A 21,185-nucleotide genomic window follows, 5' to 3' on the forward strand; every position below is an offset into this window, starting at 1 on the left:
CTCCAGCATCAGAGATACAGTCCGATGTTGTTTTAGCCTGATCACACCAGGTGTGTGACCTAAAATTTACGGGTTAACCGTCTCTTGCGGTGCCCGTGGGTTACGGCTGATGAACATGGCATCGCCATAACTGAAAAAGCGGTATTGTTCTGCAACAGCCTGTTGATATGCATTCATGGTATTTTTATAACCCGCGAATGCAGAAACCAACATTATCAATGTTGATTCAGGTAAATGGAAGTTGGTCACCAATGCATCCACCACCTGATATTGATAGCCCGGATAAATAAAGATACAGGTATCACCAAAGAAAGGGGCGATCAGGCCATTCTCCGCGGCGTTAGCCGCGCTTTCTAATGAGCGTACTGATGTCGTTCCGACAGCGACGACACGTTTGCCTCGCGCTTTACAGGCCAGAACTGCATCAACCACCTCTTGAGGCACTTCAGCATATTCAGAATGCATGATGTGGTCTTCAATGGTATCGACCCGCACAGGTTGAAACGTCCCCGCCCCGACATGCAAGGTCACGAAGGCCATTTCAATGCCCTTATCGCGCAATGCCGCCAGCATTGGCTCATCAAAATGTAACCCCGCGGTAGGTGCAGCAACTGCACCAGGGCGCTCACTGTAGACAGTTTGGTAAAGCTCGCGGTCAGCATCTTCGTCAGGACGATCAATATAAGGAGGCAACGGCATATGGCCGACAGCATTCAAGATAGTAAAAACATCCCGCTCATCATCAAAACGCAGCTCAAACAAGGTGTCATGTCGTGCCAGCATGGTGGCCCGGATACTCTCATCATCGCCAAGTAACAGTTCTGTACCCGGTTTAGGGGATTTTGAGGCTTTAACATGAGCCAAAACGCGATGATCATCCAAAACACGTTCGACTAACACTTCAAGCTTACCGCCACTGGCTTTGCGGCCAAACAGGCGGGCTGGAATCACGCGGGTATTATTGAATACCAGCAGATCACCTGCCTCCAACTTATCCAACAGATCAGTGAAAATACCGTGCGTTAACGCCCCTGTAGGGCCGTCGAGCGACAGTAAGCGACAACCGCTCCGCTGAGGTTGAGGATAATGGGCAATTAGAGATTCCGGCAGCTCAAAAGAAAAATCGGCAACGCGCATAGCTTTCCACTTCGTATTAGTACTGACCTGAACCAACAAAAATGATGGGCAGGTACACAAAAACAGGCCGCTAGTCTAGAGCCCTCAGGGGCTAGCTGCAAGAAATAAGGAGAATTGGTCGTCATTTGCGCTACACAATTCATGGGTATTTTAGACTGACAGTAGAAGAACACATCGTGGTGGGCTAATTCACCTCAGTGATTCGAATGAAAATGTGCTGCTGCAACTTCAAGTCAGAAAAGTATATACTTGATGCATGAACTTCCTCGCTCATCTTCATCTCGCTACGCTGGCTAACAGCTCCTTACTGGGTAATCTGTTGGCAGATTTTGTCCGCGGCAATCCGCACGGTGAATATACGCCTGATATTGTGGCAGGTATCATGATGCATCGCCGTGTTGATGTCATGACGGATACCTTGCCGTTGGTCAAAGAAGCACGGACCTATTTCAGTGCCGATTACCGACGTGTCGCTCCTATTACTCTGGATGTGCTGTGGGACCATTTTCTTGCCCGAAATTGGGATAAACTGGAACCCAATTGCCAGTTGCCCGATTTTATCCAACATGCGCAAAGCCAGATTTTACCGCATTTGCCACTGACGCCGACGCGCTTCCAGACCCTCAATACCTATTTGTGGCCGGAGCGTTGGCTGGAGCGTTATGCTGAACTACCCTTTATAGCTGATGTGTTACAAGGTATGGCTAATCGCCGGCCAAAACTGGCCGCTCTCGCGGGTTCTTTTTATGACATAGAGCAACACTATGAGCCGTTAGAACAACTGTTTTGGGATTTTTATCCGGCCATGATGTTACAAGCGAAGCATCAGCAGATTTAATTAAAGGCACCTCTTTTGATAAGGTTATTGGCGTGATGTCACTTGCGCTTTCAATCAAAATGGGTATCTTAGCAAGACTACGAAACTAAAATCGTTGTAACAATAGGTAAAAGCTATCACAGCGATTGGTATTTATCCCTTTATTCATTGAGCTTAAATACCTATGCTGTGCCGATACTTTTAAGACAACTGGTTAATCCATCCCTATTAACAGGAGTAATTTATGGTTCTGGTAACTCGTCAAGCCCCTGATTTTACAGCAGCTGCTGTTCTTGGTAGCGGCGAAATCGTTGAAAACTTCAACCTGAAAAAACACCTGAACGGCCGCCCTGCCGTCCTGTTCTTCTGGCCAATGGACTTCACTTTTGTTTGTCCTTCAGAGTTGATCGCTTTCGACCACCGTTACGAAGAATTCCAGAAACGCGGCGTTGAAATTGTTGGTGTTTCATTCGACTCCGAGTTTGTTCATAACGCATGGCGTAAAACCCCAGTAGATAACGGCGGTATTGGTGAAGTTAAGTACCCAATGGTTGCTGATATCAAACGTGAAATTCAAAAAGCCTATGGCATTGAGCACCCAGATGCTGGTGTTGCACTGCGTGGTTCTTTCCTGATCGACAAAAACGGTGTTGTTCGTCACCAAGTGGTTAACGACCTGCCATTAGGCCGTAACATCGACGAAATGCTGCGTATGGTTGACGCGCTGCAATTCCACGAAGAGCACGGCGACGTTTGCCCTGCACAGTGGGAAAAAGGCAAAGCAGGTATGGGCGCATCACCAGATGGCGTCGCTAAATATCTGTCAGAAAACGCCTCTAAGCTGTAATACAGTTTAAGCGGCCCTGATTTGCTCAGGGTATCAAGCCAGTCAGTTCATGCTGACTGGCTTTTTTTATGTGAATGCCAGTGCTGTTATACAAACAATTAACAGGCATAGAACAAGCGTATTTTGTGGCATATTTGGCCTCCATGTCTTGCCTTTCAGCGGGTAAGAGGCACCGTAATGTTGTTGGGCATTACAGAGAGCCTCGTATTCATTAACATTGATACGGGGCTTTTCTCTGCCTACTCTCAGCCGAACACAAGCGCTAAAAGCAGACAGCTTCAAGCACCCGCCGCAGAGTCTATATAATAATCATTCTTATTCCCAGCGTCTCGACCATAGTCCTATCTCTTTATTTTCAATCAGTTGTTTTCATTTTAATTAATCTAATCCAACAAAAAAACGACCTATCAGCTTAACCTTGGTTCATTCATTCTCCACCCTGCTGCCATTAATTAGCCGCAATAACTATTAATTCTGCTATTAATTATTGTTGGTGTGTTTTTTACGCATCTCATTAGCAGCGATTTTAGGCGGCTAAACAAAAATGACCGGGTAACCCCTGGCGGGCAGGAAAAACAGGAGACAGAATGCTTTTGAAAAAATGGAATAAGCCCTTGGCGGTATTGGCTTTACTGATCAGTGGCACGCTACATGCGGCTTCAACACCCGCAGTCGAAGCGAAAAATGGCATGGTTGTAACTTCCCAATATCTGGCTTCACAGGTCGGGACCGATATTTTAAAAATGGGGGGAAACGCGGTTGATGCTGCCGTTGCTGTGGGGTATGCGCAAGCCGTGGTGAACCCGTGCTGCGGGAATATTGGTGGTGGTGGTTTTATGACGATACACCTTGCTGATGGAACCGATACCTTCATCAATTTCCGTGAAACCGCACCAGCCGCCGCCAGTGCTGATATGTATCTGGATAAAGACGGCAAAGTGACCAAAGATGCGAGTTTATATGGTTATCTGGCGGCTGGTGTGCCCGGTACCGTGTTAGGGATGGACAGCGCGCAAAAAAAATATGGCAAACTGACCCGCCAACAAGTGATGGCACCTGCAATCAAACTGGCTCGTGAAGGTTTCATCTTAACCCGCGCGGATACTGATATTTTAGATACCACTGTCAAACGCTTCCGTCAGGACCCTGAAGCTGCTCGTATCTTCCTACGCAAAGATGGTGAAGCCTTGCAACCCGGAGATCGACTGGTTCAAGCTGATTTAGCTGAGACATTGGCGGCCATTTCAGAGAAAGGACCGGATGCATTCTATCAAGGTAAGATACCGCAAGCGGTAGAAGCGGCAGCTAAAAAAGGAGGAGGGATTCTAACAGCGGCTGATTTTGCTAACTATAAAATCACTGAAACGGCCCCTATCACCTGTAGCTATCGCGGTTATAAATTTGTTTCGTCTCCTCCGCCCAGTTCGGGTGGCGTGACCTTATGCGAAACATTAAATGTGCTGGAAGGCTATGACCTGAAAGGCATGGGCTTTAACTCTGCGGCTTACATTCATACACTGACCGAAGCGATGCGTCACGCCTATATGGACCGCAATACTTTCCTCGGTGACCCTGAATTTGTTAAGAACCCCATTGATCGCTTGTTGAGCAAAAGCTACGCAGCCGATATCCGTAAGCAAATTGTAGCCAACCAAGCGACACCTTCGGCAAAAGTGCAGCCGGGTATGCAACCACACGAAAAACCTGAAACAACCCATTATTCTATTGTCGATCACGAAGGCAACGCCGTGTCGACAACTTATACCGTGAATGGTCGCTTTGGCGCAGTCGTTATTGCCCCTGGGACAGGCTTCTTCCTCAATGACGAAATGGATGATTTTACGGTTAAAGTCGGTGAACAAAACATGTACGGATTAGTGCAGGGAGCCACCAATGCTATCGCCCCCGGTAAGCGCCCACTATCGTCCATGAGCCCGACATTGGTAACTAAAGACGGTAAAACATTTATGGTTTTAGGCTCTCCAGGGGGTTCACGAATCATCACGATTACGTTGCAAACCGCATTAAACGTCATTGATCACGGCATGGCACCTCAAGAAGCCGTTGATGCACCACGGATTCATCATCAATGGTTGCCGGACGAAGTTTATTACGAGCAACGTGGCGTATCTGCTGACAGCCTTAATCTGCTGAAAACGATGGGCTATAAAATGGTTGAGCAAAATCCATGGGGCGCGACTGAGCTGATTTTAGTTGGCTTAGCTGGCGTTGAGGGAGTCGTACCTGCCAATTCAGGGAATGACTCTGCCGTTTCTGGAAAAGTGCGTGAAGGCTATCTGTATGGCGCGAATGATGTACGTCGTCCTGCTGGGGCGGCGATAGGTTATTAATCACTGATAACAGTCGCTTTCGCTCGCTAAAAGGTGATCGATATACTATCCCCCATCAAAACATTGATGGGGGATAGTATTCAGTCTATCAACATCATTCCGACATCCATCACCACGGCAATGAATGCCCTTGGTAATCAATGTAACCGTGACCACCTTTACCTGAAGCGTGCTCAATTTGGTCGACAACCCCTTTAACGCTAGTCGCTATCGTCAGTGGTGCTGCATCACCACCCATGTCCGTTTTTACCCAGCCCGGATGAATAGACAGCACGGTCAGTGTTGGGTCAGCAACTTCAGCGACCAAATTTCGCGTCATCATATTCAGGGCCGCTTTACTGGCTGAATACAAAGGTTTATGGCCAGAAGCATTGTGGCCTAAGCTCCCTAACTGGGACGACATGAAGACCAACACACTGCCTGTTGGGTTACGTTGTGCCAGTAAATACTGAGCAATGCGGATAGGTGAAACCGTATTGGTTTGGAACAGTTCGAGAATTTCTTCCGGAGTCGCATCAATGGCTGATTGATGTTCTGGCCCTGAAATCCCTGCATTCACGAAGATAAGATCAAATTTCTGCCCCTGAACTTGAGGGAGGAACTGCTTAATACTTTCAGGTTTGTTGATATCTAACGTGAGCCAATGAGCCGCATGTGCGCCGGTATCTTTCGCTGCACCACGCGTCGTCGCAGTGACTGACCAGCCACGACGACTCAGTTCATCGACCAATCCCAGCCCTAGACCCCGAGATGCTCCGATAATCAATGCCTGTCTTTTCATTGTGCTCATATCACTTTCCCTTTGGTGAGTTTACCGGCCCATTATTGATGCCCGTTATAAGCTAGCTTCATAAAATACCATCCTATATATAGCATCTCACCCATATAGAGTATCTCACCCAAAGAAAAAGCGGCGTTATGCCGCTCTAATAATCAATAGCACGCTTTTTTGCTAACCACACAAGTTAGCACTCACCAACGCCACGCCACAGTGTGACACTCTCACCAGAGAGCTGAAGGTTGATACCAACCTCAACGATATCCAGTTCCGAGCTGCCCTCTAGGCGCTGCCACTGCGTCACATTCAGCAAAGGTGATGTCGGCAATAAGATATTGGCATCGTGATTACGCTGTAGGGCGACCATAACGCGCTCACCTTGGTAGCTGCGGATAAAGATCAAAGAATCATCATTGGCGTGAATTACCTGACAACCACCGCGGCGCAGTGCCATGCTTTTATGGCGCAAAGCTGCCATACGTTGGCTTAGCGTCAGTAAGTCTCGATCCCACTGTGACTCATCCCATGGGAAAGGCTTACGGCAGAAGGGATCATTGCCGCCATCTAAACCAATCTCATCGCCATAAAATAAGCAAGGTACGCCAATCCAACTGAACAACCACACCAGTGCCATTTGCATACGCGTTTTATTGCCATTCAGCATCGTGATAAAACGAGCAGTATCATGACTATCCAACTGATTAAACAGGCGAAGTTGATGACCATGAGGTAATCCAGCGCGATATTCATCCATCCAGTCAGCACAATCCTCTGCTTTAAGTTTTATCGGATGATAGGCCACGTCAATACCCGCTAAGAAGCCACGCACGGGTAAAGCAAACCCCATATAATTCATGGCCGAATCTTCTACGCCTGCATGTAGCCACTGCCGCGCATCACCAAAATGCTCGCCCAGAATATAAGCTTGTGGGTTCTCTTCTTTCGCGGCCTGATAGATACCCGCCAGATGGCGTAAATTCCCGCGAGCACCGCCCTCTTCCCCCAGCATATGCACCACATCCAATCGCCAGCCATCGATACTGTAAGGGGGCCGTAACCAATACCGCACCACGCTATCATCACCATGATAAATCTGATTCACTACCCCTTCATTGGCGAAGTTTAACTTTGGTAAACTAGCATTACCTTTCCAATCCAGCGCTCGCCCGTCAGGAAAGAAATTAAACCAACTACGGTAAGGTGAATCATGATCGTAACAAGCACCGTTGACACCTTGCTGATGGCGATCAAACCAGTGATGGGAGTCTCCAGTGTGGTTAAACACCCCATCAAGTATCAATTTGATGCCCGCATCACGGGTGGCTGTTCGTAGCGCTAAAAAGTCACGTTCGCCACCAAGATAAGGATCAATCTGATAATAATCTTGGGTATCGTATTTATGCACGCTAGGCGCAGTGAAGATGGGATTGAGATATAACGCAGTCACACCAAGCTGCTGCAAATAAGGGAGTTTTTGGGTAATCCCTGCCAGATCGCCGCCATAAAATGTCGAGGCGGCATTCACATCATCCAGCGGTTGTTGCCAGTCACGACGAGAAACTGGATAACCTGCAGCATGATGGATATAGCTGTCATTCTGTACGCCATGAGCACCTTGGCTACTGGCAAAACGATCAGGGAATATTTGATAAAAAATTTGGTCAGCGACCCAGTCTGGACTGTTGTCTGGTATATCCAGGGCAAATTGTGCCAACTGTGCCGGAGGAATGACGGAGAACCCTCGTGGCCCAAACCATAATTGATCGTCATTCCATAGCAACTTGAAACAATAGCGCCGCGTAGGTTGCCCTTCATTAAGGGGTAACGTTGCGCGATAACACCAAAAACCATCGCGTTGCTGCCCCTTCATGGTGAGCAGCCACTCTTCGTTATCGGGTTCACAACGTAAGAAGACTTGAGCAGGCCTCTTATCACCTTGCAACCATTCACCTTTTAACCAAAAAATTATCTGTATTGTGTCGCCTCGTTGATGGACGAACGGCGGGACCGGTAGATGCCAACCACTAAGCATAATAATCTCCTGCTTTAACCAAAACGATTGCTGTTAAGGCTATCTGGTGCAGGCATCAACGCCGCGACACATTCACCTGTATAAAAACATTCACCTATATAGACACGCTCATTTGCATAAAGGTAAACGCGATAAACAATGCCACGTTATACGGGGTTTCCCCTCATCTATCCGTATAAATATCGGGGATGAGGTCGGGGGCGGAGAGACTGATTGGCGTATCAGAATGAATCTACGGCAGGTTAACTCAAGAGCATCAGGCAAAAAAAAACCGGGAAATATCATCTCCCGGTTTGATATGACAGTAAACTCGGCATCACTCTGCTAGTTTTGTCATCGCCGCCTGTTTTTTCTGATGGTTAATCTTGACGTAATAGCCCACCAGCAACAAGGCAATCCACACTAGCCCGACATACAGTGAGATGCGCGTCGTTGGGAACCAGCCAATCAGACCGATGATAAACACCAAGAAAATGATAGCGATAACTGATGTGAAGGTGCCGCCACGCAGTGGGAAATCTAGCGCCTTAACTTGTTCTTTGCTTAGCGAGCGGCGGAAAGCAATCTGGGAGAACAGGATCATAATCCACACCCAAACTGTCGCGAAGGTCGCGAGTGAGGCAATCACCAAGAACACATTTTCCGGCATGATGTAGTTAAGATAAACCGCCGTCAGCATGGCAAACATCATCACTAACACCGTCACCCAGGGTACGCCGCGCTTAGAAATCGCAGCAAAAACCTTAGGTGCATGCCCCTGTTCTGCCATCCCGTTCAGCATACGACCCACACCAAACACATCACTGTTAATCGCGGATAACGACGCGGTGATAACGACAAAGTTCAGAATACCCGCCGCGACAGTGATCCCCATATGCTGGAAAGTCAGAACAAATGGGCTACCATTCGTGCCAACTTGGTTCCATGGGTAGATAGACATGATGACAAACAGTGTCCCGACGTAGAACACCAGAATACGCCACGGAACTGAATTGATTGCTTTGGGAATGGATTTTTTTGGGTTCTCAGCTTCACCGGCAGTAATACCAATGATCTCAATACCACCGTAAGCAAACATCACCAGTTGCAACGACAGGATCATCCCGACGAAACCGTTACTGAAGAAGCCGCCATGCGTCCAGAGGTTTTGGATACCCGTCGGCTGCCCGCCGTTACCGATCCCCCAAACAATGATACCGATACCGGCCAGAATCATGATGATAATCGTGGCCACTTTGAAGAAGGAGAACCAGAACTCCATCTCACCGAAGACCTTCACACTCATCATATTGACTGCGCCAATAATCAGAACAACACTCAGCACCCATACCCAATGAGGGACATCAGGGAACCAAACGCCCATGTAGATACCAAAGGCGGTGACATCTGCAATCGCAACAATCAAGATTTCAAAACAATATGTCCAACCGGTGATATAGCCCGCCATTGGCCCAAGATAATCTTGTGCATAGCGAGAGAAAGAGCTGGCCTGCGGGTTATTCACTGACATCTCACCCAAAGCGCGCATGATGATAAATGCCACCACGCCACCAATGAGGTAGGCCAGTAATACGCTGGGTCCCGCCATCCTTATTGCATCAGCCGATCCATAGAATAAGCCCGTACCTATCGCTGACCCCAATGCCATAAAACGGATATGGCGCGTTGTTAGGCCGCGCTTAAGCTTATTTTTGACTGGTAATTCCATGCATAAAACCCCGTCTTTTTTCAGCAAAAAGCCACGGGGATGAGCCGTGGCTAAAGAAAATCTATCACTACCCAGTTATTGCTTAGCAGCAACTTCCTGGCGACAGCAGACGCGATCGTACAACCCTACGACGACGAATACCAGCAGCGAAGGTGATAACCATGCCAGACCTTGCTCAGCCAGCGGCAAATGTTGTGTCCACTCAGGCAGGAAATGCGCAAACGCAGAAGCTTTGACCGCATCAAGAATACCGAACAGCAAGCTCACTAACATCACCGGTGCCACAATACGGGAAGCGTGGTTCCACCAGCGCAGAGTGAAGCTCATCAGCACCAGCACGATACAAGGCGGATAAATGGCTGTCAGTACTGGAATCGAGATCTGAATCAAATGACTCAGCCCCAAATTCGACACCATCATCGAGAAGATGCCGAGAATAAATACCAGCGTGCGATACGACAATGGCAAGTATTGCGCGAAGAATTCGGCACAGGCACAGGTCAGGCCGACAGCTGTCACCATACAGGCAATAAATATCAATGCTGCCAAGAATACGCTTCCTAACCCGCCGAAGGTGTGCTGAACGTAAGCATGCAACACTACAGCACCATTTTGTGCCTCTGGTACCAAGCTACCGCTGCTAGAACCCAGTTTAAACAAGCTTAGATAGACCAGTGTCAAACCGATACCGGCAATCAAACCTGCCCAAATGGTATAACGCGTCAGCAACTGGGCAGAAACCACGCCACGCGAACGGGCCGCATTGACGATAACAATACCGAAGACCAAAGCGCCCAAGGTGTCCATGGTCAAATAGCCATTAACAAACCCTGAAGAGAACGGTACTTGCAAATAGGCATCCGTAGCAGGAATCAGCGGACCTGCAGGCCAAAGCAGCGCAGCAATCCCCAGAACTGCCAGTGCTAAAATCTTAAGCGGTGCCAAAATATGGCCGACCGTGTCTAGCAAACGGCCTGGGTACAGCGAAATACCAATCACTAAAGCGAAATAAACTACGCTATAGATAAACAAAGGTAATGGACCATCACCGGTCAGAGGGGCAATACCGACTTCGAAGGAGACTGTTGCGGTACGCGGGGTCGCGAACAGTGGGCCAACCGCCAGATAGCAAACCGTCGCCAGTACCAGACCGGCACTGCGACCAATTGGAGTACTGAGCGAATCAATGCCCCCGCCGACTCTTGCCAGCGCAATCACCGTAATAACCGGTAATCCGACTGCCGTGATCAGGAAGCCTAGTGCAGCCATCCAAACATGTTCACCCGATTGCAAACCTACCATCGGCGGGAAAATGATATTGCCGGCCCCAACGAATAAGGCAAAGGTCATAAAACCTAATGCCATAATATCTTTAGACGATAAACGATGACTCATAGTGATGTGCGTTGCCTAGTTAAATGACAAAAGAAAAAGTCCTAAGTCGTGGTCTTTCCGACGTGATCGAAACGATACAAAGCTCTAGTAAACGCAAACTTCGGCGGTTAATAAGCAATCTATTTCGTCAGTATGCAGTGTTTTTGAAGTTATTTGCAGGTGGAATAGGCCAACAACGGCGGTAAGTAGACCGTTTATAGCGGCGAAAGGCAAGTAGGGATCACAAATGCAGAGTCATCAACCAGATAATTTCTTAAAGCCAGTTAATCGTGCCAGATTTTGATAAATACGCATCACAAGATTTGTATCATTTATATCCAATCGTTAACAATTTACTGCCAATATCACCCAACCTCCCCCACCAAATGGATGAAAATATCATCAACTCATTGGGGGAATGATGTAACACGAAATTGCCCTAACTGAGGACGTCAAAAATAACGATTAACACCCGCTAATCAGCAAACCCCAACGCTTTTCGTGTGCGCATCAATACTTCTGGCGGTAAAGGCAGATAACCATCATGGGTGACCCGCTTTTGCCCATCTGGTGATAAAACCCGTTCAAGGAAGGCAGCTGTAAGTGGCTCTAATGGCTGACCCGGCACCTTATTGATATAGATATACAGGTAGCGCGACAAAGGATAGCGGCCTTCTTCGACATTTTCAGGTGTTGGCAGGACAAAATCCTGCCCCGTTGCCGATAACGCCAAGGGTTTGACCCCACTATTACGAAAACCAATACTGGCGTAACCAATGCCGTTTAATGATCCAGCTACCGCCTGCACCACCGATGCAGACCCCGGTAGTTCATTGATAGTATCTATAAAATCACCATCGCAGAGGACCCGATGCTTAAAGTAACCGTAGGTGCCAGAAGCTGAATTTCGGCTATAGCGCTGCAAGGCACGAGCCGCCCATTCCCCCTCTAATCCCAACTCACCAAAACGCTGAATCTGCCGAGGCTCACCACACCGACGATTCTGCGAAAAAATCGCATCAAGTTGCGATAAGGTCAATTTGTTCAGTGGGTTATCTTGCTGGACAAACACCACCAATGCATCGACAGCGACAGGAACTGCGAGTGGCGCATAACCATAGCGTTGAGTAAAAGCGGCAATCTCTGCGTTTTTCATTGGCCGACTCATGGGGCCAAGTTGCGCGGCGCCAGCGGCCAAAGCAGCAGGCGCTGTCGAAGAACCAGCGGCCTGTATCTGCAAATTAACGCCAGGATAGTGATGAGTGAAATCATCAGCCCACAGAGAAATCAAGTTAGCTAACGTATCGGAGCCAACACTGGAAAGATTGCCAGACAGAGTATTAGAGTCTGAAATGGGTGATAATGACGGCTGTGTCGCCATTGGCGATATCACTACTTGCTGCGCGAAACCACCCTGACTTAACCATAGCAGAGCGGTGAACAGCGCCAGTTTTCCCCATCTCATCAGCTTGGTATCCAGGCAGTATTAGGATTTGACTGCATTCTCAGCTAAAACGGCAGGAACAATCAACCGGTTCGGCAAGGTAAAAATAAATCGTGTGCCGAGCCCAATTTCACTCATGACATCTAAACGTGCATCGTGATGACTCAGCGCATGCTTCACAATGGCCAGTCCCAATCCACTCCCCCCTGTTTGCCGTGATCGAGCCTTATCTACCCGATAAAAACGCTCTGTCAGCCGTGGCACATGCTCCGGACCTATCCCCGGCCCATTATCGCTAACCTGGAATTGTGCGCCTTGCGGCGTTTGCTGCCAACACACCTCTATTTTGGTCCCTTCAGGTGTGTGATTCACCGCGTTATACACCAAGTTCGACACCGCACTGCGCAGTTGATCTTCGTTACCAAAGACTTTTAATTGATCGTTTACTCGGAAAGTAATTTCATGACGTCCGTTACTCAACGCCTGCACTTCTTGCTGCAATACTCTGAGCATCAACGGAATATCCACACGCTCATTCATATCCACATTCGGGGCCGCTTCAATACGTGATAACGTTAGCAGCTGTTTTACTAGCCCATCCATGCGCTTCGTCTGTTCCTGCATCGTCCCGAGAGCTTTATCCCGTAATGGCCCCGCTAACTCTTGGTCATGCATCATTTCCAAATAGCCCTGCAATACCGTCAGAGGTGTGCGCAACTCATGGCTGACGTTAGCAAAGAAATTACGCCTCGCCCCTTCTAACTGCCGCATTTGCGTTACATCGCGGGCGACCATCAAGAGTTGCCCTTCGGAATAAGGCATCACGCGGAACTCCACGTAGTAGCCATTATTTAATTGCAGGGTTAATGGGCGAGTAAATGTTTGTTGTTGCAGATATAGACTGAATTCGGGGTAACGCAATAAATTGAGAATATGCTGACCATTATCCTCGGGCCAGCGGAACCCCAATAATTGCTGGGCCAAACCGTTACACCAGAAGATATTGCCATCGACCGTCGTGATCACCACGGCATCGGGTAACGATTCGGCACCACTGCGAAAACGTTTAATGAGTAATGCCAATTCACGCCGCCGACGACGATTTCTCAGTTGCATCTGGTACAAGCCGTAAAACAACGGCTCCCAGCTCCAACGGCCAGCAGGCGGAGTCATACTGCGGTCTAACCACAGCCAATGAGATAACTTGAGTTGGTTATAGAAATTCCAGACCAGCGCCGCCAGTACTGACACCAGCAATAGCCAAGGAAGATAGCCGATAAAAGCACCCAGCAATAAAGCTGGCAAACAAAAAAGCGCCAGCTCTAAAGCCAGCCTTTTCCATGATAAGCGTTCTAACACAACGAATTCTCCGGCACTGAAAACTCAGTAGCGCGTTGAGAAACGGTATCCAGTTCCCCGGACAGTTTGTACCATGCGGTCATGACCATCAACTTCAAGCGCCTTGCGTAGCCGACGAATATGCACGTCAACCGTACGATCTTCTACATAAACGTTAGTGCCCCAGACATAATTAAGCAACTGTTCACGGCTGTAAACACGCTCAGGGTGGGTCATAAAGAAGTGTAACAGTTTGAACTCAGTAGGCCCCATATCGAGCGCTTGCTCATTGGCCATGACGCGATGCGATGAAGGATCAAGACTCAAACCTTGCATTTCAATGACTTCTTCAACTGCCATGGGGGATATTCGGCGCATAACAGCTTTGATACGTGCCACCAGCTCTTTTGGCGAGAAAGGCTTAGTAATGTAATCATCAGCCCCGACTTCTAAACCACGTACCCTATCTTCTTCTTCACCACGGGCAGTGAGCATCATCACCGGAATGTCTCTGGTGAGTGCTTCACGTTTCATATGCTTGATAAACTGAATACCCGAACCGCCAGGTAACATCCAGTCCAACAACACTAAATCAGGGAAAGGCTCCGACAGACGAGTGACTGCGCTGTCATAATCTTCGGCTTCTAACGGTTGGTAACCATTCTGCTCCAACACAAAGCACACCATCTCACGGATTGGCGCTTCATCTTCCACCACCAGTATGCGTCTTGCCATCATCAACCCTGCCAGTAAGTTAGTGGTCACTATTTGATTTCGGGAGCCATTATGCGTCAGTTTTGTGACATTTTTATGAAAAACATCACGCTTCTGCAAGCAATAAGCATAGTGATAAATTTCATCGTAATTGCAAAATGCAGCAGCCAACTTTGCGAGACGTCTCGGAGATTTGTCGTATGGTACGGTTTTAGCCGCGACAACGCGCTGCCAGCGTTTATAATCAGCGCCATTCTCTGTGACTGATAACCTGCCGTGCGGGAGATTTATGCGCATTATCCATACCTCTGATTGGCATTTAGGCCAGCATTTCTTCACCAAAAGCCGAGCTGCTGAACATCAGGCGTTCCTGCACTGGCTCATTAAGCAGATCGAAGAAAATCAGGTAGATGCGCTGATTGTTGCGGGTGATATTTTCGATACTGGCTCACCACCAAGCTATGCACGAGAGCTCTATAACCGTTTTGTGGTGGATATCCAAGTCACTGGCTGTCAGTTGGTTGTGCTCGGGGGCAATCATGATTCAGTATCGACCCTCAATGAGTCTCGGGGTTTACTTTCCTATCTCAATACAACAGTGATCTCTTCTGCTAATAGCAACCTCGAACAGCAAGTTATTACATTGAAAAACCGCCAGCAAGAGCCTGCCGCCCTACTGTGTGCTGTCCCCTTCTTACGCCCGCGTGACTTAGTCACCAGCCAAGCAGGCGAATCTAGTGGGCAAAAACAGCTGGCCTTGCAAGAAGCCATTGCAGGCCACTATTTGGCGTTATATCAGCAAGCCGTTGAGCTGCGTAGCAAATTGAACCTAGCGATACCGATTATTGCCACTGGGCATCTCACCACTGTGGGAGTGACAACCTCGGACTCTGTTCGTGAAATCTATATTGGTACACTGGATGCCTTTCCTGCGCAGGCGTTTCCACCGGCAGATTACATTGCATTAGGCCATATTCATCGTGCTCAACAGGTCGCAAAAACCGAGTATATTCGCTATAGCGGATCCCCCATCGCGCTAAGTTTTGATGAGCTGGGTAAAGAGAAGAGTGTCTATCTGGTTGAATTTACCCAACAAACATTGACATCAGTCACCCCACTCATCATCCCGCAGTTTCAACCCATGCGGCTTATCAAAGGGGATTTGCAGCAAATAGAACAGCAATTAACTCAATTTGCTGACCATCAAGGCTTACCCGTATGGCTTGATATCGAAGTTGCCACTCAAGACTATCTTACTGATATCCAAAGGCGTATTCAGGCACTGGCCGCTGACCTCCCTGTTGAAGTCGTGTTATTACGCCGTAGCAAAGAGCAACGCAACAATCTGATTGAGCGCCAAGAGAAAGAAACACTTAATGAATTGAGTGTCACTGAGGTCTTCGAGCGCAGGCTTGCTCTAGAGAGCGATTTAGCTGAGCCGCGCCAGCAACGAATGCGCCAGCTATTTGGCCAAGCGGTTGAAGATATCACGCAAGGAAAAGATGCCGCAGAGGAGCAGCCATTATGAAAATTTTAAGTCTGCGCCTGAAAAATATTAATTCGCTGCAAGGGGAATGGAAGATTGACTTCACCGTCGAACCCTTTGCCAGCAATGGATTATTCGCGATAACCGGCCCCACCGGTGCGGGGAAAACGACATTATTAGATGCAATTTGTCTTGCGCTGTATCACCAAACGCCTCGGCTGAATGTCACCCCCAGCCAAAATGAGCTGATGACACGCCATACTGCTGAATCATTGGCCGAAGTTGAGTTTGAAGTAAAAGGCACGCGATATCGTGCATTTTGGAGCCAACGTCGCGCCAAAAATAGCCCTGAAGGCAATCTACAAGCGCCGAAAGTGGAATTGGCCATATGCGAAAGTGGGAAAATCCTGGCTGATAAAGTACGCGATAAGCTCGATATGATTGCCGAGATCACTGGGCTGGATTTTGGTCGATTCACCAAATCCATGATGCTGTCACAGGGGCAATTTGCCGCGTTCTTAAATGCTGACGCCAATGATCGTGCGGAGTTACTGGAAGAGCTAACAGGCACCGACATTTATGGGCGGATATCCGAGCGGGTGTTCGAGCAACACAAAGAGGCCAAAGTCGCTCTGGACGCCTTGCATCAGCGGGCTGCCGGTATTGAGCTGCTAAACGAAGAGCAGCGTTCAGTTTTGGCACAACAAATAGAAGCACTTCGCCAACAAGAACAGCAGCTCACATCAGAGCAATCCGTTAATCAACAACAAATAAGCTGGTTGACTCGTTGGCAGCAGCAACAAAAAGAAGCGCTGGAATATCAACAACAGCAAGTCTCTATTGAACAGGACTTTGAACAGGCTCAGCCTGAATTGTTACGGCTTGCCCGTAGTGAACCGGCTGAAAAGTTGCGTCCCTTATTGCGAGAGCGTTCACGCACCCAAGAAGAGTTACAAAAAATTCAACTTCGTATCACCACACTGACCGAACAACAGCAACAACTTCAAACTCAGTTGATACCCTTGACCGAAGCATTGGAGCACGCCATTTTGGCGCGCCAACAACAAGTGCTTAAGCAGCATGAACAAGAAACGCTGATTGAGCAAAAAGTCATCCCGCTGGATAACACCCTCGCACAACAGCAACTCGTATTGGAGCAACTAGCGCTACAACTCCAGCAGTTACAGGGCAAAGAACAGCAAGAACGCCAACTGCTTGAGCTTAATGAGCAGCAACTGCTAAAAACTCAACAACGCCTACAGCAACTGGCAGAATACACGCAACTTCATTCCCACCATCAGCACTGGGAAAAGAACCTGCCATTATGGCGTGAGCAGTTCCGTCAACTGCAATTACAGCAACAACAATCGGTTGAAAACGAACAACAGCAGCAGCAACAAGTTACATTACTCAATACACTGCAGCAGCAAATCACCACATTGAATGAGCAGAATAAACAGCAGCAAATTGCCCTGACACAGGCCAGTTCGCATACGGATAACATCCAGCGGCAATTAGCCGAGTTTGAGCAGCAACAGCCCTCGGCACAGTTACGCCTGCAATGGATCCGCCTCCAAGAACAACGGTCCGTACGGCAGCAATTGGCAGCACTTTCGCCGTTGGCGCAACAAGTGCAATTATTGATTGATAAACAGCAGCAGCAATTCGTTAGCCAGCAGCAACAGTTAAAGCTGCTTGAGCCGCAATTAGCCGAAAAACGTCAGTTATATAAGCAACAAAAGCAACATCAAACTGATTTGGAAAGTTTGTGGGAACGAGAAAAACAGATAGCAGGGTTAGAGGCAGAGCGGGCGAAACTCGAATCGGGAAAAGCCTGTCCATTATGTGGTGCTCTGGATCATCCGGCGATTACCGAATATCAAGCGGTAAAACCCTCAGAAACGGCTAAGCGTCTTGATGCGTTACGTCAACAAGTTGAACAGCTCTCCACTGCTGGAACGGAGCTACGCACGCAAGTCGAAAACATGCAGCTACAGCAACAGCGATTGGAGCAAGAATTACAGCACCATCACCAGCAATTGGCTGATTACCAACAACGCTGGCAAGCACTCGTTAAACCTCTGGCATTGACAATAAGCTTGGATGATTCGGAAGCATTGGCCATTTGGCTGGATCAACAAGAACAGTTAGAGCAAAACTGCCAGCAAAAATTGGCTGAATATGAACGCTTAAATCAGCTACATCAGCAGGCCAAAGATGCGTTGTCTCAAGCCGAACAACAGCAGCAAAAACATCAGCAACAAGTGGCTCTCATCACGCAACGCCAACAAGATGCCCAGAAACCCCATCAAGCGTTGTTAGCGCAGCATCAGCGGCAACAGGATGAACTGGCCCTGATGCGCCAGAACTTCCATCATACGTTAGCTGAATTATCGCTATCATTACCGGAAACAGACCAACAGCAGAGTTGGCTGGCGCAACGAGAAGAAGAGAACCAACGCTGGCAGCTGTATCAGCAAGAGCAACAGCAGTTGGCCTTGGGGAAACAAGCACTAGAGACGCGAATTGAAGATGAGCGTCGCCACTTGCAAGCCTGTGTTGAGCAATTAGCTGAACTTACCGAAAAGCATCAACAGGCTGAAGCCCTGTTGCAGCAATACCGTCAGCAGCGCCAAGGGTTGTTTGGTGATAAACGTGTCATCGAGGCGCGCCAGTCACTGCGCCAAGAGCAGCAGCAAGTTGAGTTAATGCAACAGAAGGCTGCAGAATCTTTGCAGTTGGCTCAATCCCAGCTCAACCGACTTTTGGGAGAACTGGCGGGACTAGAGCAGCAATATCAGCATAATCAACAAAATGCGGCAACAGCTCAAACAGAGTTACAACAAGCACTGGAAAACAGTGAATTCGACGATGAAGCGGCATTAACGGCGGCCTTGCTTAGCGAAGAAGAGAGGCAACGTTTACAGCAATTACAACAACAATTGAGCGAACGGCGACAGCAAATACAAATTCGCCAACAACAAACCCAAGAAGCACTGGAGCAACACCTCCTACAGTGCCCCGCAGGCGTCTTTCAAACATCTGAGTTGGCGGTATTAGAACAACAACTCGAACAGATATTTGCACAGCTCAAAGCTAATACTCTACGTCAGGGTGAACTACGTAATCAGCTAGAAAGTGACACCGCTCGTCGTCACAATCAACATGCCTTGTTTGAACAAATTGAGCAAAGCCAACAGCAATATGATGATTGGAGCTATCTCAATCACTTAATTGGCTCTAAAGAGGGTGATAAATTCCGTAAATTTGCCCAAGGGCTGACACTCGACCATTTGGTCTATTTAGCCAATATTCAGCTTAGTCGTTTGCATGGTCGCTATTTGTTACAGCGTAAAACCAGTGATGCATTGGAGCTGCAAGTGGTGGATACGTGGCAAGCGGATGCAATACGCGATACGCGAACGTTATCTGGCGGTGAAAGTTTTCTGGTCAGCTTAGCGTTGGCGTTGGCGCTGTCGGATTTGGTAAGCCACAAAACCAGCATTGATTCGCTGTTCCTTGACGAAGGTTTCGGTACGCTAGATGCCGAAACGCTGGATACCGCCTTGGATGCTCTCGATAGCCTGAATGCGTCGGGTAAGACGATCGGGGTGATCAGCCACGTTGAGGCAATGAAGGAAAGGATTCCAGTGCAAATCAAAGTGAAGAAAGTCAACGGACTCGGGGTTAGCCGTTTAGATAATATCTTCCGCGTTGATCAAGACTGAACCCACCCGAATCCATGATTCGAGTAAGTGATGGCTGCCCTACCGACGAAGGCCATGCCCAAAGTCATTGGCGTGACAGCTAGGCAGCAAGCGAACGCATCCCGATGAGCTGACTCAAGTCAGTGATTCGGGTAAGTAAGTGCCGCTAACAACGCTGCCACGTCAAAAATGGAAGGGCATGCCCAAAGTCATTGGCGTGACAGCTAGGCAGCAAGCAAACGCATCCCGATGAGCTGACTCAGGTCAGTGATTCGGGTAAGTAAGTGCCGCTAACAACGCTGCCACGTCAAAAATGGCAGGGCATGCCCAACGTCATTGGCGTGACAGCTAGGCAGCAAACGAACGCATCCCGATGAGCTGACTCAGGTCAGTGATTCGGGTAAGTGAGTGCCGCTAACAACGCTGCCACGTCAAGGACGAAGGGCATTTGGCCACAGCCACGCAGCGCCACGAACCCCACTCGAATCACCATGCACAGCCCGACGAATTGGCGTCTCACATTCACCGCCAAACACCCATGGGCGGATTAATGCGGGTAGTGTTTTATAGAGGCGGTTGACGTTACTCATTCCACCGCCCAGAACGATTACGTCGGGGTCGAACAGGTTAATCACCTGAGCCAAGGATTTAGCAAAACGTTGCTCATAATTATGCATAGCCTGTTCTGCTATCGCATCACCTTGTTCGGCCAATGTAATGATTTCATGGCCTTTAAGGGGCTGTCCGCTCAGACGAAAATAGTCGGTGGCAAAACCGGTGCCAGAGACAAAAGTCTCGATACAGCCTTTTTTGCCACAATAGCAAGCGACCTCCTGCTGATATTGCCGCTCTTCGTCATCTTGCCACGGCAAAGGATTATGGCCCCACTCACCGGCAATACCATTGCCCCCCGCATGCACTCGCCCATCAATCGCAATTCCTGAGCCACAACCGGTACCGATAATAGCAGCAAAAACCAAATGTTTGCCCGCCCCCGCCCCATCGGTTGCTTCAGAAACAGCCAGACAATTAGCATCATTCGCCAAGCGTACTGGGCGAGAAAGTAGATCAGACAGGTCTTTATCGACAAATTGCCCATTCAGCCAGACTGAATTGGCATTTTTTACTTTGCCCGTAAAAGGAGAGAGTGTTCCAGGTATCCCGACACCGACACTGCCTCGTTCCCCCGTCGCCAGCTCAGCGTCAGCCACTAAATCAGCAATCGCCTGCAATGTTTTTTGATAATCATGTCGTGGGGTATCAACCCGCTTACGAAAAAGTTCCTGTCCGTCATTACTCAGTGCAATGACTTCTATTTTGGTGCCACCCAGATCGATACCAATACGCATAACGCTCCACCTCGTTGATAGGGTTGTTCATTGTGTTGCGAGCGATTAACAGGCTTCAATAGACTGCGAGTTTAGAAATAATAAAAATCTTATCATTTCAGTG

General features: G+C 48.5%; 14 protein-coding genes. 5 read left to right on the plus strand and 9 right to left on the minus strand.

All coding sequences use genetic code 11. From position 1 onward, the window contains the following. Nucleotides 1–66 precede the first annotated feature (66 nt). Entirely contained in the window at nt 67–1,137 is a 1,071-nt protein-coding gene (queA, locus tag DA391_RS17085; protein ID WP_050082570.1) for a tRNA preQ1(34) S-adenosylmethionine ribosyltransferase-isomerase QueA, read from the minus strand. 256 nt (nt 1,138–1,393) lie between these two features. On the opposite strand from queA, the gene DA391_RS17095 reads away from it, so the two are divergent. The 3 genes from DA391_RS17095 (at nt 1,394) to ggt (ending at nt 5,152) form a co-directional block, all read left to right on the plus strand. Further along, on the plus strand, nt 1,394–1,975 hold the full coding sequence (locus DA391_RS17095; protein WP_050082569.1) for an ACP phosphodiesterase: 582 nt from the start codon (nt 1,394–1,396) through the stop codon (nt 1,973–1,975). Between the two features lie 223 nt (nt 1,976–2,198). Beyond that, nucleotides 2,199–2,801 (plus strand): peroxiredoxin C, encoded by a 603-nt coding sequence (locus DA391_RS17100; RefSeq protein WP_019212931.1) that lies wholly within the window; start codon nt 2,199–2,201, stop codon nt 2,799–2,801. Nucleotides 2,802–3,388: 587 nt separating this feature from the next. Continuing rightward, the gene (gene ggt / locus DA391_RS17105; protein WP_050286538.1) at nt 3,389–5,152 is read left to right on the plus strand and encodes a gamma-glutamyltransferase; all 1,764 of its coding nucleotides are present in this window, start codon (nt 3,389–3,391) and stop codon (nt 5,150–5,152) included. A gap of 109 nt (nt 5,153–5,261) precedes the next feature. Here ggt and DA391_RS17110 read toward each other — a convergent pair whose 3' ends face one another. The 7 genes from DA391_RS17110 to phoB form a co-directional block, all read right to left on the minus strand. Beyond that, entirely contained in the window at nt 5,262–5,942 is a 681-nt protein-coding gene (locus DA391_RS17110; protein WP_108088013.1) for an SDR family oxidoreductase, read from the minus strand. Between the two features lie 175 nt (nt 5,943–6,117). After that, the gene (gene malZ / locus DA391_RS17115) at nt 6,118–7,962 is read right to left on the minus strand and encodes a maltodextrin glucosidase (protein ID WP_108088014.1); all 1,845 of its coding nucleotides are present in this window, start codon (nt 7,960–7,962) and stop codon (nt 6,118–6,120) included. 316 nt (nt 7,963–8,278) lie between these two features. Beyond that, on the minus strand, nt 8,279–9,670 hold the full coding sequence (gene proY, locus DA391_RS17120; protein ID WP_050082563.1) for a proline-specific permease ProY: 1,392 nt from the start codon (nt 9,668–9,670) through the stop codon (nt 8,279–8,281). Nucleotides 9,671–9,745: 75 nt separating this feature from the next. Beyond that, nucleotides 9,746–11,065 carry a branched-chain amino acid transport system II carrier protein gene (gene brnQ / locus DA391_RS17125; RefSeq protein WP_050082562.1) on the minus strand — a complete coding sequence of 440 codons (1,320 nt, stop codon included), beginning with the start codon at nt 11,063–11,065 and terminating at the stop codon, nt 9,746–9,748. A gap of 454 nt (nt 11,066–11,519) precedes the next feature. Beyond that, on the minus strand, nt 11,520–12,524 hold the full coding sequence (locus DA391_RS17130; protein ID WP_409994394.1) for a PstS family phosphate ABC transporter substrate-binding protein: 1,005 nt from the start codon (nt 12,522–12,524) through the stop codon (nt 11,520–11,522). 6 nt (nt 12,525–12,530) lie between these two features. Then, on the minus strand, nt 12,531–13,847 hold the full coding sequence (gene phoR, locus DA391_RS17135; RefSeq protein ID WP_019212939.1) for a phosphate regulon sensor histidine kinase PhoR: 1,317 nt from the start codon (nt 13,845–13,847) through the stop codon (nt 12,531–12,533). Between the two features lie 24 nt (nt 13,848–13,871). Continuing rightward, a complete protein-coding gene (gene phoB, locus DA391_RS17140) occupies nt 13,872–14,561 on the minus strand; it encodes a phosphate response regulator transcription factor PhoB (protein ID WP_032899207.1) in 690 nt (229 codons plus the stop codon). 268 nt (nt 14,562–14,829) lie between these two features. Between phoB and sbcD the strand changes: the two genes are divergently transcribed. Both sbcD and DA391_RS17150 read left to right on the plus strand, forming a co-directional pair. Then, nucleotides 14,830–16,068, plus strand: coding sequence for an exonuclease subunit SbcD (gene sbcD / locus DA391_RS17145; RefSeq protein WP_050286541.1), 1,239 nt, complete (start codon nt 14,830–14,832; stop codon nt 16,066–16,068). Next, nucleotides 16,065–19,754 (plus strand): AAA family ATPase, encoded by a 3,690-nt coding sequence (locus DA391_RS17150; RefSeq protein WP_108088016.1) that lies wholly within the window; start codon nt 16,065–16,067, stop codon nt 19,752–19,754. Before sbcD ends, DA391_RS17150 begins: the two co-directional genes overlap by 4 nt. A gap of 410 nt (nt 19,755–20,164) precedes the next feature. Here the strand turns inward: DA391_RS17150 and mak are convergent, their stop codons facing one another. Further along, a complete protein-coding gene (mak, locus tag DA391_RS17155) occupies nt 20,165–21,082 on the minus strand; it encodes a fructokinase (RefSeq protein ID WP_108088017.1) in 918 nt (305 codons plus the stop codon). Between the last annotated feature and the right edge of the window lie 103 nt (nt 21,083–21,185).

It is taken from the genome of Yersinia massiliensis, from assembly GCF_003048255.1.
GTDB lineage: Bacteria > Pseudomonadota > Gammaproteobacteria > Enterobacterales > Enterobacteriaceae > Yersinia > Yersinia massiliensis_A.

Excerpts from the sequence above, each read along its gene's own strand:
- queA (WP_050082570.1), bottom strand. The coding sequence starts at position 1,137 with ATGCGCGTTGCCGATTTTTCTTTTGAGCTGCCGGAATCTCTAATTGCC.
- DA391_RS17100 (WP_019212931.1), top strand. The coding sequence starts at position 2,199 with ATGGTTCTGGTAACTCGTCAAGCCCCTGATTTTACAGCAGCTGCTGTT.
- sbcD (WP_050286541.1), top strand. The coding sequence starts at position 14,830 with ATGCGCATTATCCATACCTCTGATTGGCATTTAGGCCAGCATTTCTTC.
- DA391_RS17110 (WP_108088013.1), bottom strand. The coding sequence starts at position 5,942 with ATGAGCACAATGAAAAGACAGGCATTGATTATCGGAGCATCTCGGGGT.
- ggt (WP_050286538.1), top strand. The coding sequence starts at position 3,389 with ATGCTTTTGAAAAAATGGAATAAGCCCTTGGCGGTATTGGCTTTACTG.
- malZ (WP_108088014.1), bottom strand. The coding sequence starts at position 7,962 with ATGCTTAGTGGTTGGCATCTACCGGTCCCGCCGTTCGTCCATCAACGA.
- brnQ (WP_050082562.1), bottom strand. The coding sequence starts at position 11,065 with ATGAGTCATCGTTTATCGTCTAAAGATATTATGGCATTAGGTTTTATG.
- phoB (WP_032899207.1), bottom strand. The coding sequence starts at position 14,561 with ATGGCAAGACGCATACTGGTGGTGGAAGATGAAGCGCCAATCCGTGAG.
- proY (WP_050082563.1), bottom strand. The coding sequence starts at position 9,670 with ATGGAATTACCAGTCAAAAATAAGCTTAAGCGCGGCCTAACAACGCGC.
- DA391_RS17150 (WP_108088016.1), top strand. The coding sequence starts at position 16,065 with ATGAAAATTTTAAGTCTGCGCCTGAAAAATATTAATTCGCTGCAAGGG.
- mak (WP_108088017.1), bottom strand. The coding sequence starts at position 21,082 with ATGCGTATTGGTATCGATCTGGGTGGCACCAAAATAGAAGTCATTGCA.
- DA391_RS17095 (WP_050082569.1), top strand. The coding sequence starts at position 1,394 with ATGAACTTCCTCGCTCATCTTCATCTCGCTACGCTGGCTAACAGCTCC.